This window comes from Dactylosporangium sp. NBC_01737 (assembly GCF_035963215.1).
Classification (GTDB): Bacteria; Actinomycetota; Actinomycetes; order Mycobacteriales; family Micromonosporaceae; genus Dactylosporangium.
Window position 1 is genome coordinate 5,200,530 of record NZ_CP109153.1, and the last position, 13,054, is coordinate 5,213,583.

Consider the following 13,054-nt stretch of genomic DNA (forward strand, 5'->3'; position numbering starts at 1 on the left):
CCTCATCGTTCGGGGACGTCCCAGATCCTGACGGTGGCGTCGGTCCGGCCGGTGGAGATCAGGGTCCGGTCGTCGACGAACTGGACGGCCTGGACCTGCCCGACATGGCCGCGCAGCGTGGCGGCAAGCGAGCCGTCCAGCACGTTCCAGACCTGGATGGTCTCGCCGTCGGCCAGGACGGTCGTGAACATGCGCCCGTCGGGGCTGAACAACGCCTCGTCCGAGACCCGCGGGGTGGGCTCGGACGTGAGGACGTCCGCCTGGTCGTCGACCATGATCGTGGCGACCGGTCCGTTCTCCTCCTCGGCGGAGGTGTCGTGCGGCCACGTCGCCGGGATCGCGCACACCTGCCCTCCGGTCCGCACGTCGATGATCCGGGTTGCCCCGTCCTGGAACTGCGCCATCCGCAGACCGTCGGCGCTCACCGCAACCAGGCTCGCTTCGCTGACGGGGAACAGTTCCTGGCCGGTGCCCGTGACCCAGGTCCGGACGTCCTCACCGCCGTAGAAGGTGACCGTGTCGCGGTCGGGGGACACCGCCAGGTCCAGGTCCCACGCCTGGCCCGGCAGGGAACTGGACAACGGTACCTGCGACCCGCCGGCGACGGTGACCCGGAGCGTGCCGTCCGCGACGTTACGGATCTGCAGGTCGGCGAATTCGCTGACGCCCTTGGTGACGACCGCGGTGTCGTCGACGAACCGGTACCCGGCCACGGCGGGCATCGGCGGGTACGTCGTGCCGTCGGCGGACCGCCACAGCCGCAGCGTCGTCGGGGTCGCCCGGTCGTCGGCGACGGCGATCGCGGCGACCACCCGGCCGCTGTCGCTGAAACCGGCGCCCGCGAAGCCACCGGTGTTGGTGTCCGTCGCGAGGACACCGGCCGGGTCGGGCCGCACGAGCGCCAGGGTGTCGTCGTCGGTGGGGTCGTCCGGGTCGCCGCCGCCCAGCAGCAGCACGCGTGAGTTGTCGGCGTTGAACTGCGCGGCGGTGACGCCGGACGGCACAGTGGCCGCCCCGAGGTACCGCCCGTCGGCGGACCGCCAGAACCGGACCGAGGCGCCGCTGATCGCGTAGACGAGGCGCCCGTCCGGACTGAGCCCGACGATGTCCTTCGCGGCGTCGATCCCCGCCAGGCCGCTGCGGGCACCGGAACCGAGGTTCACCAGCTGCACCTCGGCCGGCGCGTCGAGCAGCACGACCGACGCGGCGGCGGTGGTGGTCACGATGGTCCGGCCGGTCGCCGGGCTGGGCAGCTCGTACTCGTCGCGGTGCTGGCTGCCGGTCTGGTCGAGCAGGACCTGGCCGGTCACGGCGTCGAACATGGTGACCCGTGCCAGCCCCGGGCGCGTGGGGCCGGACCAGGCGGCGAGGACCCGCCCGCCGGCGAGCCGGTTTACGGAGTAGGCGCGGGCCCGCAGCGCCGGCGGCCGCACGGCGATGTCCCAGACCTCGACGGTGTCGCTGTCGCACATGCTCCAGATCTCGGCGAGCCGGGCGTTCGGGGTGAGCGAGACGCGCTGGACCCCGCACAGGCCCGTGCGCAGGACCGCCACCGGTGCGCCGGTACCCAGCTCGAAGAGCCGCACGTCGGGCTCGGCGTGGCTGTAGACGGCGACCTTGTGCCCACCCGTGCTGACCGTCGCCGAGTACGGACCCCGGCCGTAGGCGCCGGCGAGGGTGGCCCGGGCGCCGTCGTCCGGGATGACGGCGAACACTGTGGCGACGAGCGCCGTCGCGGCGGCGGCGAGCGCGGCCACGCTGCGCCGGCCGAGCCGGTGCGGCCGCACCGGCGGCTGGGCCGGGCCTGACTGTGGCCCGTTGGCCAGCCGCTCCTGCAGCCGCACGTGCCGGAACTGGTAGGCGCCGGCGACCTGGCGCAGCAGGTCACGCCGCCGGGCGTCGGCCAGGAACGCCAGCAGCGCCCACGGCAGCCGCCGCTGCGCGGACAGGGTCAGGCGCAGGATGGTGAACCGCGGCCACGCCCGGGTGAGCAGCGTCAGCAGGGCGAAGAGCAGTCCGGGGAACAGTGCCGCGCCCCCGACCGCCAGCGCGCCGCCGCCCAGGGTCTGCTCCGCCACGTCGAGCCGGCGAGCCGTGAGCAGGGCCGCGGGGTCCGGGTTGCCGGGCCAGCCGGCCCAGGTGCTGAGCGCGTTGTAGCACCAGCTGCCGAGGAACAACCCGGACACGACGGCGCCGAACGTCAAGGCGGCCACCGCCGCTCCGCCGGCGAGCGCACCGACGAGCGCGGAGCGCCGGTCCTGGCGCAGCGCTCCCGACGCGTCGGAGCGTTCGGCCCGTTCCGGCGGCGCGTTGAGCCAGTTCTGCACCGCCGAGCCGGTCGCGACGACCAACGCGCCGGCGGCGGTCCCGGCCACCGCCGCGAAGTAGCCCGAGGTGTTGGCCATGCTCCAGCCGCCGCTGACCGTGATCGTGACGGCGACGGCCGCGAGCGTTGGCACCGCGATGACGGCGGCGACCGCCAGCCCGGTGCCGAACCCGTGCCGCAGCCGGCCCGACCACCCGCGGGTCGCGAACGACAGCCGGCCCGGAATCCGGCCCACCGTCGCGAACCACATGACCGTTGCCAGCACGGCGAACGCGACGCCGGTCGCCGCGCCGACCAGGATGGTCCGGTCCAGCCCGACGAATCCGTGCCGGTCGAACCAGGAGATCCACAGGGACACCGCCGACATGAGCGTGACCCCACCGGCGATGCCGACGCCCGGCGCGACCCACGGCGAGGACAGCCGCTGGCTCATCGTCCACCAGACGAGGTCGCGCTCCCGGTGCCGGTGCAGGTAGACGGCGAGGAAGGTGAGCCAGCGGCGGGCGTCCGCGGCGTCCCAGCGCGCGGCGCGGTCCTGCGCCGGCAGCCCGGCGGGCGGTCGTTCGGGTGCGTAGGCGGCGTCGATGACGAGGTCGGTCAGGTGGTCCTCGACCGCGAGCCGGCTGTCGAACCGGCCGCGGTCAAGCAGCTCACCGGGGGCGCGGACCAGCCGCTGGTACACCTGGCGGGCCAGCGAGACGGCCAGCGGCGTGCTGAACGCCGCGGCGACGGGCGAGTCACCAGCGGCGCGGAGCTCGGCGTGGACCGGTGCCCAGTCGACGCCGTCGGGCCAGTCGACGCGTTCCAGATAGGCGATGACGTCGGCCGGCTCCACCGGGAGCACCTCGACCACCGGTGCGCGCTGCAGGCCCGGGCCGCCGGCGCGGATCAGGTCCTCGTACTCGACGGCGCGGCAGGTCACGACCACCGGCCGGGTGGCGCCGATCGCGGCGTTGACGGCGCGGATCGCGCTGCGGCGGCTGGCTTCGGGGATCTCATCGAGACCGTCGACGACGGGCAGCAGCAGGCCCCTGCGCAGGAGCCGGTCGGGGGTCTCGGTGCGGCCGTTGTAGTAGGCGGTGGCGAGCATCCGCACCACCCACGCGTCCATCGTCTCGACCAGCGGGTCCCAGGACGACGCCGACAGCAGGACGGGCACCGCGCCACCGGCGGCCCGCCCGCGGAAGAGGCCCAGGGTGATCAGCAGTGCCAGCACCGACTTGCCCGAGCCGGGCTGACCGACCACGACGAGACGGCGGCTGGGTATCCGGCGGTAGCCGTCCGCGAGTTTGCGGATCACCTGCTCGAAGCCGCCGCCGAGCCGTCCCGTCAGCGGGACGCCGGTGTCCCCGGCCGGCCGGGCCGTCTGCCGCCACCGCAACGGCAGCACCTCCTGGCTGTCCAGCAGCCGGGCCCGGCTCTCGGCGTGCCACTGCTCCTCGACGACCTGGGCCAGTTCGTCGGCCTGGTCTTCGGCTGGTGGCAGTGGCCGGCCCGGCGTCCGCAGGTAGACGATCAGGTCCAGGGCGAACGTGGCCGCGGCGAGGCCCAGGCCGAGCGTGCCGAGGACGGTGTCGGCGGACGAGCGGCTGAGCCAGAGGCCGAGCCCGATCAGGACCGAGGCGAGGACGAGCAGCGAGGCGAGGTGGAGTCGGCTCCGTCGTAGCCGCATCGGGCGGGCCCTTCAGCCGTGGCCGGCGTGTCAGGAGATGACCGTAGCGAATTGGTTACGCAGCGGGACAGTCCCTGTTCGGCTGGCGGTGTGCGGCTGGCCGGCCCCGCCGGCTGACCGGTTGTTGCGGCCATCGCATCGACCAGGTGGAGCGGTCCCGGCCGCCTGCCCGGTGGTCACCCGCTCCGCCGGGGCTCCGGCGCGCCGAGGACGCCCCGGATGGCCTGGTCGAGGTCGGCGGCGAGGCCGGCGGCGACGAGGACCGGGGCGACCCGCCCCGCTGCCCGCCCGCGACCCGCGTCGTGGGCGGAGCCTTCGGCGTGGCCGGCCCCGTCGGCCACCGCGCGGCACGGCGTGGCGTATCCCGCGCCGGCGCAGGGCAGCCCGCGGACCCGGCGGCAGCGGTGGCTGGTGCCGCTGCTCGCCCTCGCGGTCGATGGCGGTGGGCGCGGTGGGGTTCCGGGCCGCCGCGGCCGGGATGGGCGAGGAGGACCGGTCCGGCCCGGGGCCGGCGCTCTACGACCCGGCCGGCATCGTCAACCCGAACAACCCGAAGTCGGTGACCAAGTTCAGCAACGACGTCGCCACCACCTACGACGACGACATCACCCTGCGGTCGGTGACGGCCGACACGACCGGCAAGGGTGTGTTGCAGGCGCGGCTGACCTTCCGCAGCCGGCAGGACGCCGGCAAGGGCCCGGTCGGGCGGCCGGAGGAGACCTGCACCCGCTGGGACGTCACGTACGTGCTGTCCCGGCCCGCCGGGCGGTACCTCATCAGGGCCGGCAACGGCGCCTCCAGCGCCCCGTGCTGACCCGCCGGTGCCGGCCGTCCGCCGTGCCGGGCGGACGGCCGGCGCCGGGTCACGCGTTGTTGCGGGCGCGCATGGCCTTCACGACGTTGATGATCAGCACCACGGGCACGACGAACACGTACCAGGCGATGATGATCGTGTCGCCGGGGCCGGTGAAGCCGAGGATGTACACGGCGTAGCCGAGGAAGGCGACGCCGAGCACGATGTTGAGCACCCGCTGGCCGGTCGACTTCAGGCCGAGGCCCGTGGCGCCGACGATCAGCAGGATCACGCCGCTCAGCGCGAGCAGGCCGATGTAGGCCAGTTCGGTGCCCGCGTTCATTTCGAGCGCGGCGAGCGGTTGTGCAGCAGTGAACATTGGTGGTCCTCCGGGGTGGAGTGATGAGGGCGGCACAGCTTAGAGCGTTGAGCGCCGTTCTTGCTGCCCCGAGGTGCTGCGATTGCCGTGGTGGCGTGGCCGGGGCAGAATCCGGCGGTGACCTCTCCAGTGCAGCCGGACGACGCGGCGCCGCAGTCTTCGCCGCGACACCGGCGCCGGATCGTCGTCGGGGTGGTCGTGGGTGTCGTCGTCGCGGCGGTCGTGGCCGCGGTGGCGGTCGCCGCGCAGGGCTCCGGCGGCAACGACCGGGCCGCGGGAGCGGCGACGTCCGCGGCGGTGGCGCCCGGGGGTACCGGCGCCGCAGGGCGCACCTCGTCGGGCCCGGCGGCCCCGTCCGTCGGCACCCACCACGTCCGGCACCGCGCCCGGCGCGACCACCGGCGCGACGTCCGTGGCCCCGGCGCGGGCGGCGATGCCGGACCTGATCGGGAAGAACGCGGCCGCGGCGCGCATCGAGCTGGAGGGGCTCGGGTTCCGCGACGTGCGGTTCGGCTCGCAGGACCCCGCGGACCCCGACGTCGTGCTGCCGCAGAACTGGACGGTGACGCGGCAGTCGGCGGCCGCCGGTGCGCAGGTGCCGACGGACGCCGCGATCGTGCTCACCTGCACCCGAAGGGTCTGACGTCAGCGGAGTCCGCCCAGCCGACCGGCTCGCCGGCAACCCGCTGACCGGCGCGTGCCTCGCCGCCGGCACGGACCGCGTCCAGGCCCTGGAGGAGGCGGTGCTGCGGGACTCGCCGCGTACCGGGCGCTGCACCACACGTACCTGCAGCCCACCGGCACCCAGCAGCGCGCCGCGGAGCTGCTGGGCCTGCCGATGAGCACCTACCGCCGGCACCTCGCCGAGGGCGTCGACCGCCGCGCCGCGCTGCTGTGGAGGCGGGAGACGCCGCCGGCGGTCAGGCGGGGGAGGCGGGGAGGCTGCCGCGCTCGGTCAGGAACGCGCGCAGGGCCTCCTGGTCGTCGGCGGACATGAACTGCAGCGGGATGACCGTGTACGGGGTCCGGCCGGTGAACAGCACCCAGAACCCGCGGGACTCCGTCACCCGGGTCACCTCGTCCCAGTCGAGGCTGCCGCTCTCGGTGCCGCTGCGCATCGTCACCGTGTCGTCGTTGATGTCGTAGCCGCCGTCGACGGCCAGGCCGTCGAGGCGCCTGCGGGCGGCGTAGCGCGCCCACACCGGGAACAGCATCGACAGCACGCCGACCACCAGGATCATCGTGAAGATCGGGCCCGCGTCGAAGTCCTTGCCGCCGATCGGCAGCCACAGGCCGAGCAGCCCGACGGCGATCAGCGCGAACCCGATGTACCGGTATTTGCGCAGGTACACGTCGCTGAGCACGGTGGCGACCCGGGCCGCGTACGCGGGGTCCGCCGGGACGTCGAATCGGATGTGCACGCGCGCTCCCTGCCGTCGGTGATGGCGGCCACGATACCGGCCGCCGGATGCCGTCCGTGCCGCCCCGGGCCGGAACCGCACCCGCCGGCCCCAGCGGCCCCACGGGCCCCGCCGGCAACCGGCCGGCAACCTTCCGGGTCCCCGCACCCCGCGGATGTCCCCCGGACGGCTGTCCACTGTGGACGGGTTGAGCGCGGGGCGGACACCCCAACGGCAACCGGCGGCGAACCGGGGGCGCTCCGGGAGCCCCGGAATCTTGGTGAGGTCAGGCCGACGGGGCCTGGCACCACTACTTCCGGGGAGATTCGTTTTGACGTTCGCCGCGCTGAACTCCGACCGTATCCGTCGCGCCGTCCGCCGGCTCCTGCCGTTCGGTGTCCTCGCAGCCGGCGTGCTCGCCGGCGCGGGCACCGGCCAGGCCGCGTTCGCCGCCGAGGGTGCCACGGCCGCGGGCTCGCAGTGCACGGTGAACGCCAAGCTCGTCCCGTCCTGCGGTGTCCTGTGGGGCGCGGCCGCCGGCGGGTTCTCCGACGTGCCCCGCGACGAGGCGCTCAAGACCTTCGAGCGCAAGACCGGCCGGACCGCGGCGATCTACCACACCTACCACAAGGGTAACGAGCTGTTCCCGACCAAGGACGAGGTCGCGATGACCACGGACCCGGCCAGGCCCCGCACCCTGATGCTCAACTGGAAGGTCGCCTACGGCAGCACCTGGGCGAAGGTCGCCGCCGGCGCCCAGGACGCCCGCATCGACCGCGAGGCCGCGTTCCTGAAGGCGAACTTCACCAAGCCGTTCTTCCTGGTGCTGCACCACGAGCCGGAGAACGACGTCAACCCTAAGGCCGGCTCGGGCATGACCGCCAAGGACTTCGCCGCCATGTACCGGCACACGATCCTGCGCCTGCGCGCCGCCGGTGTCACCAATGCCGTGTCGACGATCGCGTACATGAACTACGAGAAGTGGAACAACTCGCCGTGGTGGGCCGACCTGTACCCGGGCGACGACGTCATCGACTGGATCGGCGTGGACTCCTACCTCAACGCGCAGCCCGGCGGCTTCCACAGCGGTGACTTCACCTCGCTGATGAACCGCACCACCGGCAACCAGACCTCCAAGTACCCCGGCTTCTACACGTGGGCCACCACGAAGCACCCGGGCAAGCCCGTCATGGTCGCCGAGTGGGGCGTCTACGACTCGTCCGCCAAGGTCGCCGGCGTCAACAAGGCCAACGTGTTCGACACCGTCCTGGGTGACCTGGCCGCCATGCCCGCCATCAAGGGCCTCGTGTACTTCGAGACCGCCCGTGACCAGTCCGGCCACGACATCCGCGTCGACGACACCCCGCAGGCGCTCACCGCGTTCCAGCGCATCGCCGCCGACCCGCGCTTCGCCGTGACCGTCAAGTAGCCACCCCCCCGGTGCCGAAGGCCGTCCAGGACCCCGTCCTGGGCGGCCTTCGCGGTTGCGGTGCACACTGTCCGCCATGAGCGACGCGCCGCAGGCCCATACCGGGGTTGTCATCCCCACCGTCGACGGGAAACCGAGCACGTCGGCGCTCGGCCGTGCAGTCGTCGCCGACGCGCTGCGGTCCGTGGCGCCGGACTGGGCCCGCGACGCCGACACCACCACGAACTGGCGGAGCGACTACCTGCGCCACTTCCACCGGCTCGTCGAGGCCGGGCTGCCCTCGCGTGAGGCCGCGCTCGCCGTGGCCGCCGACGGGCTCACGTCGTTGCGTTCGCGGATGCGGTACAGGGGGAGCCCTGCCGGCGCCGAGCAACCCCTGGAGGAGGCGTTCGACGCGCCGGCGGGTGACCCGTTGCGGACGGTCACCGTCTCGGGGCAGGGCGAGGTGCGGCGTGACCTGGTCGTGCCGTACCGCGGCGAACGGCTGCACGGCGCGGGCCTCGACCGGCAGCTGGACACGTGGGTCGCCGGCGGCGTCATCGAGGCCTCGTGCGCGGAGGCGGTGCGCACCGTCGCCGCGAACCCGGACTGGCTGGCGCTGGACGGCCGGCCCGTGGTGGTGCTGGGCGCCGGCGCGGAGATGGGGCCGCTGACGGCGCTGCTGCGCTGGGGCGCCGACGTCGTCGCCGTCGACCTGCCCCGGCCCGCGATCTGGCAGCGGCTCCTGGAGACCGCGCACCGCTCCGGCGGCCGGCTGCACGTGCCCGTCGCCTTATCCTCAGCAGAGGGGGAGCTGCACAGGGTGGCCGGCGCCGACCTGCTGCACGACCTGCGGCGGGTCGCGGACTGGCTCGGCGACGTCGGCGGCGCGCCCGTGCTCGGCAACTACGTGTACGCCGACGGCCCGCTCAACGTCCGGGTCGCCGTCGCCGTCGACGCGCTCACCGTGCGGCTGCGCGCCGCCCGGGCGGACCTGGCCCTGGCGTTCCTGGCCACGCCGACCGACGTGTTCGCCGTCCCCGACGACGCCGTCGAGGAGTCCGGGCGCCGGTACGCGACGGCGAAGGGCGTCGGCCGGCTGCGCGGGCCGCTGCGGGTGCTCAGCGGCGGGCGGCTGCTCGCCCCGAACTACCCCGGCGGGCGGCTGCCGGGCGTCAACGACAGCCTCGTGCCGCAGCAGGGCCCCAACTACGCCCTCGCCAAGCGGCTGCAGCGGTGGCGGGCCGCGCACGAGCGGGCCGCCGGCGCCACCGTGTCGCTGACGGTCGCGCCGGCGACCCGCACCCGCAGCGTGCTGAAGAACCGGCTCCTCGCCGCCGCGTACGCGGGCGCGCACCGCTTCGGCATCGAGATCTTCGAGCCGGCGACCAGCAACACGCTCATGGCCGCGCTGCTCGTGCACGACCTGCACGTGCCGCGCCCCGCCGGCACCCACCCGTGGCAGGAGGAGGCGCACGCGGCCGCGCACGGCGGGCTGTGGCGGGGACCGTACGCGCCGCGCAGCGCCCTGGGCATCGCCGTCCTCTTCGGCATCGGCGTCGCCCGCGGCTGAACCTCGCCGTCGGTGAGGTCGTCGAGGTACGGCGACCGGCTGTAGATGTGCGCGCCCCACGGCGCCGCCTCGTCGATCGTCTGCTGCAGCCCCGTGGACGGCAGCTCCGTGGCGAACTCGGACAGGGGCGGCAGCGCCGCGCGCACCGGTGCCATCGCCGCGGCGTGCGCCCGCGCGGAGCCGAACCCGGCGAGCGTGAACGAGATGCCTGGGGTGAACCAGTGCCGTTCGGGCACGAACGGTGCCGGTGGGGCGTGCATGGCCACGATCATCGGGCCGCAGCCGCGGTCCAGCCCGCCGACGGCGTCGCGGAGCACCCGCAGGGCGTCGCCGGCCCGGTCGAGCTCCCAGAACAGCTCCCCGGCGTGGACCAGCTGCGTGGCGTGTGGCCGCGCCGACGTGGCCCGAACGGCGGAACCGCCTTGTAGCCTGGTTGTCCGGGCGGACGGCTGTAGGGGTGAGCGGATGGTGAGCGCGCGTCGGTCGCACGGCGACATGCCGCCGGGCCGCAACCAGGGCCGTGACCAGGACCGGAACCAGGGCCGTGACCAGGACCTGGACCGCATCGCCGCCGCCGCGTCCGCCGACGCCGGTGGGGTCGACCCGGCGCTGCTCGGCGGTTTCCTGCCCGCGGTCGTCGCGGCGACCGCCGGTGGCCGGCGGCTGCGCCGCCGGGAGCTGGAGGCGTGCGCGGCGTCCGGGCGGCGCGCGGCCGTGCGGGCGTGGCGCTGCGCGCCCTGGTGGACCTGTACCTGTCGGCGGCGTGGCGGCTGTGGCGGGACGCGCCCGAAGTGGCCGGCGGGGACGCCGAACGGGTCCGGGGTGCCGCGCTCGCGGTGCTGCGGGCCGCCGACGACGGTGTCGCGGCGCTCGTGGAGGGGTTCCAGCTGGCCCGCGCCGACGTGATCCGGCTCCAGGAGTCGGTCAAGCACGACGTGATGGAGGCCCTGCTCGCCGGTGGCCAGCAGGCGATCGAGGCGACCGGGCCGGCCGCCGACATCGGGCTGACGCTGTCCGGACCGGTCGCGGTCCTCGTCGTGCGCCGGCCGGCCGGGTTCGGCGGGCCCGACACGGCCGCCACGCCGGGGCGCCTGGAGCGCGCCCTGCAGGGCCGCCACGGCGACGCCCAGCCGCTCGTGCTCATCCGGTCGGGTGATCTCATCTGCGTGTTCGCCGCGCCGGACGCCGCCGCCGTCCAGTCGGTGCGCGACATCGTCGTGCGCGAGCTGGACGCCCAGACCCGCGCGGCGCGGGACACCCGGTCGTGGCGCGGCGCGGTCAGCAGCCCCCGGATCGGCGCGGCGGCGGTGCGGACCAGCCACGACGAGGCCCGCTACGCACTGGACCTCGCGGTCCGCCTCGGCCTGGAGCAGCCCGTCGTCGACGCCCGGGACCTCAGCATCTACCGGGTGCTGCTGCAGGACCTGCCCGCGGTGCACGACCTCGTGCGCAGCACCCTGACGCCGCTGACCCGGGCCCGCGGCGGCGCCGGGCCCCTCATCGAGACCCTCGACGCGTACTACGCGACGGGCTGCGTCGCGACCGAGACGGCGGCGCGGCTGAACCTGTCGGTGCGGGCCGTCACGTACCGCCTGGCCCGCGTGGCAGAGTTGATCGGAAGAGACCCTGCCGACCCTGCCGAGCGGCTCACCCTGCACGCCGCGGTGACCGCCGCGAGGCTGCTCGACTGGCCCGCCACGCCCCTCGAGGGCTGAGCATCGCGTTGCCGACGGTCGGCAACATACACCCGGCGGATTGTCCAGTGGCGGACGCGGCGGCACCCCCGGATCACGCGCGACGCTGGAACCCAGACGACTGCTCTGGAGGAGACCTCATGCTCGATGTGCCGATCTGGCTGTGGGCGACGTTCGGCATCAGTGTCGTCGTCATGCTCGCCGTCGACCTGTTCGCCCACCGCAAGGAACACGTCATCGGCTTCCGCGAGGCAGCCCGCTGGAGCGCGGTGTGGGTGGCGCTGTCACTCGCGTTCGCGGGCCTGGTCTGGGCGACCCTCGGCGCGGAGGCCGGCGTCGAGTTCACGACCGCCTGGCTGCTGGAGAAGAGCCTGTCGGTCGACAACCTGTTCGTGTTCGCGCTCATCTTCGGCTACTTCGCCGTGCCCAAGCAGTACCAGCACCGGGCGCTGTTCTACGGCGTCATCGGCGCCCTCATCTTCCGCGCGATCTTCATCGCCGCCGGTGTGGCGATCATCAGCAAGTTCACCGTGGTGCTGTTCGTCTTCGCGGCGATCCTGCTGTGGAGCGCGTACAAGCTGGTGAAGGACAGCGAGGACGACTACGACCCGAGCACCAACGTCGCCGTCCGGCTGGTCCGCAGGATCCTGCCGGTGCAGGACGAATACGTCGGCGCGAAGTTCTTCGTCAAGAAGGCGGCGAAGTGGGTCGCCACCCCGATGCTCGTCGTCGTGGTCGCGATCGAGGCCGCCGACCTGGTCTTCGCCGTCGACAGCGTGCCCGCGGTCCTCGCGGTCAGCGACGACACGTTCATCGTGTACTCGTCCAACGCGTTCGCCATCCTCGGCCTGCGGGCGCTGTACTTCCTCCTGGCGGGGATGCTGGACCGCTTCCGGTACCTGTCGAAGGGCCTGGCGATCATCCTTGCCTTCATCGGCGTGAAGCTGATCCTGCAGGCCGCGCACAAGACGATCAGCACGTCGATCCCGGAGATCCCGTCGCTGGTCAGCCTCACGGTCGTCGTGCTCGTCCTGGCCGCGTCGGTGGTGTTCAGCCTGCGCCACCCACCGGAGGTCGAGTCCGCCGAGCCGCCACCGTCCGGGGCGTCCGAGGCGTCCGAGGCGCCGGAGGCGTTGGAGTCCTCCGGTGACGCGGAACGTTCCTCGCGGTCCGTGCCGTAGCCGGACAGGGGCGGTGGTCCATCCGGGCCGCCGCCCCTCACCGTGCCGGCCGGCCCGCCGTGTCAGCCGGTCTGCCGCGTGTCGGTTGCGAGCAGCGACCAGATCTCCAGGTCGTGGCGGACGCCGCGGTACGGGTGCACCTCCCGCAGCACACCGTCCAGCCGCATGCCGAGGCGGCGGGCGACGTTGCTGCTGGCCGTGTTGTCGGGGCGGCAGTGCCACTCCACGCGGTGGATGCCGCGGGTGTGCACCGCCCAGTCGATGAGGACCCGCGCCGCGCGGGTGATGAGCCCCCGCCCCTGCCCGGCCGGCTCCAGCCAGCAGCCGATCTCGCAGGTGCCCGCCGCGGCGTCGAACGCCACGAACATCGTGCCGCCGACGAGGGTGCCGTCGAGCCAGATGCCGTAGAGCCGGCCGGCGTCGCGGGCGGCGAGGTCCGCGTACCGCTGCAGCGTCGCCGTGGCGGAGTCCAGGTCGGTGCTGACGCCCGCCCACGGGATCCACGGGTCCACGGTCGCCCGGGCCCGGTCCATGTGCGCGAGGAACTCCTCGGCCTGCCACGGCTCGAGCGGCCGGAGCTGCGCCCCATCGGCGAGTGCGACGTTGAACATGATCGTCACGATACAGC

At 74.1% G+C, this 13,054-nt stretch carries 11 protein-coding genes; 6 read left to right on the forward strand and 5 right to left on the reverse strand.

What is annotated here, in order from left to right:
- Positions 1-2: 2 nt before the first annotated feature.
- Together OHA72_RS23475 and OHA72_RS23480 are read right to left on the reverse strand one after the other, a co-directional pair.
- Positions 3-3,998, reverse strand: a complete 3,996-nt coding sequence (locus tag OHA72_RS23475) for a hypothetical protein (RefSeq protein ID WP_327009927.1) — start codon at positions 3,996-3,998, stop codon at positions 3-5.
- 176 nt (positions 3,999-4,174) lie between these two features.
- The gene (locus tag OHA72_RS23480; protein ID WP_327009928.1) at positions 4,175-4,339 is read right to left on the reverse strand and encodes a hypothetical protein; all 165 of its coding nucleotides are present in this window, start codon (positions 4,337-4,339) and stop codon (positions 4,175-4,177) included.
- Between the two features lie 110 nt (positions 4,340-4,449).
- On the opposite strand from OHA72_RS23480, the gene OHA72_RS23485 reads away from it, so the two are divergent.
- Positions 4,450-4,812 carry a hypothetical protein gene (locus OHA72_RS23485; protein ID WP_327009929.1) on the forward strand — a complete coding sequence of 121 codons (363 nt, stop codon included), beginning with the start codon at positions 4,450-4,452 and terminating at the stop codon, positions 4,810-4,812.
- 49 nt (positions 4,813-4,861) lie between these two features.
- On the opposite strand, the gene OHA72_RS23490 is transcribed toward OHA72_RS23485, so the two are convergent.
- On the reverse strand, positions 4,862-5,170 hold the full coding sequence (locus OHA72_RS23490; RefSeq protein ID WP_327009930.1) for a hypothetical protein: 309 nt from the start codon (positions 5,168-5,170) through the stop codon (positions 4,862-4,864).
- Positions 5,171-5,603: 433 nt separating this feature from the next.
- Here OHA72_RS23490 and OHA72_RS23495 point away from each other — a divergent pair, with 433 nt between their 5' ends.
- Complete coding sequence (locus OHA72_RS23495) at positions 5,604-5,813, forward strand: PASTA domain-containing protein (RefSeq protein WP_327009931.1); 210 nt, start codon at positions 5,604-5,606, stop codon at positions 5,811-5,813.
- Between the two features lie 277 nt (positions 5,814-6,090).
- Here OHA72_RS23495 and OHA72_RS23500 read toward each other — a convergent pair whose 3' ends face one another.
- Positions 6,091-6,591 (reverse strand): YcxB family protein, encoded by a 501-nt coding sequence (locus OHA72_RS23500; protein WP_327009932.1) that lies wholly within the window; start codon positions 6,589-6,591, stop codon positions 6,091-6,093.
- A gap of 310 nt (positions 6,592-6,901) precedes the next feature.
- On the opposite strand from OHA72_RS23500, the gene OHA72_RS23505 reads away from it, so the two are divergent.
- The 4 genes from OHA72_RS23505 to OHA72_RS23520 all read left to right on the forward strand — a co-directional run bounded on the left by OHA72_RS23505 (position 6,902) and on the right by OHA72_RS23520 (position 12,426).
- Positions 6,902-7,999 carry a glycoside hydrolase family 26 protein gene (locus OHA72_RS23505; RefSeq protein WP_327009933.1) on the forward strand — a complete coding sequence of 366 codons (1,098 nt, stop codon included), beginning with the start codon at positions 6,902-6,904 and terminating at the stop codon, positions 7,997-7,999.
- 76 nt (positions 8,000-8,075) lie between these two features.
- Complete coding sequence (locus OHA72_RS23510; protein ID WP_327009934.1) at positions 8,076-9,551, forward strand: hypothetical protein; 1,476 nt, start codon at positions 8,076-8,078, stop codon at positions 9,549-9,551.
- 686 nt (positions 9,552-10,237) lie between these two features.
- The gene (locus OHA72_RS23515) at positions 10,238-11,266 is read left to right on the forward strand and encodes a PucR family transcriptional regulator (RefSeq protein ID WP_327009935.1); all 1,029 of its coding nucleotides are present in this window, start codon (positions 10,238-10,240) and stop codon (positions 11,264-11,266) included.
- A gap of 119 nt (positions 11,267-11,385) precedes the next feature.
- Entirely contained in the window at positions 11,386-12,426 is a 1,041-nt protein-coding gene (locus tag OHA72_RS23520) for a TerC family protein (protein WP_327009936.1), read from the forward strand.
- Positions 12,427-12,488: 62 nt separating this feature from the next.
- Here the strand turns inward: OHA72_RS23520 and OHA72_RS23525 are convergent, their stop codons facing one another.
- A complete protein-coding gene (locus tag OHA72_RS23525) occupies positions 12,489-13,037 on the reverse strand; it encodes a GNAT family N-acetyltransferase (RefSeq protein ID WP_327009937.1) in 549 nt (182 codons plus the stop codon).
- Positions 13,038-13,054 lie beyond the last annotated feature (17 nt).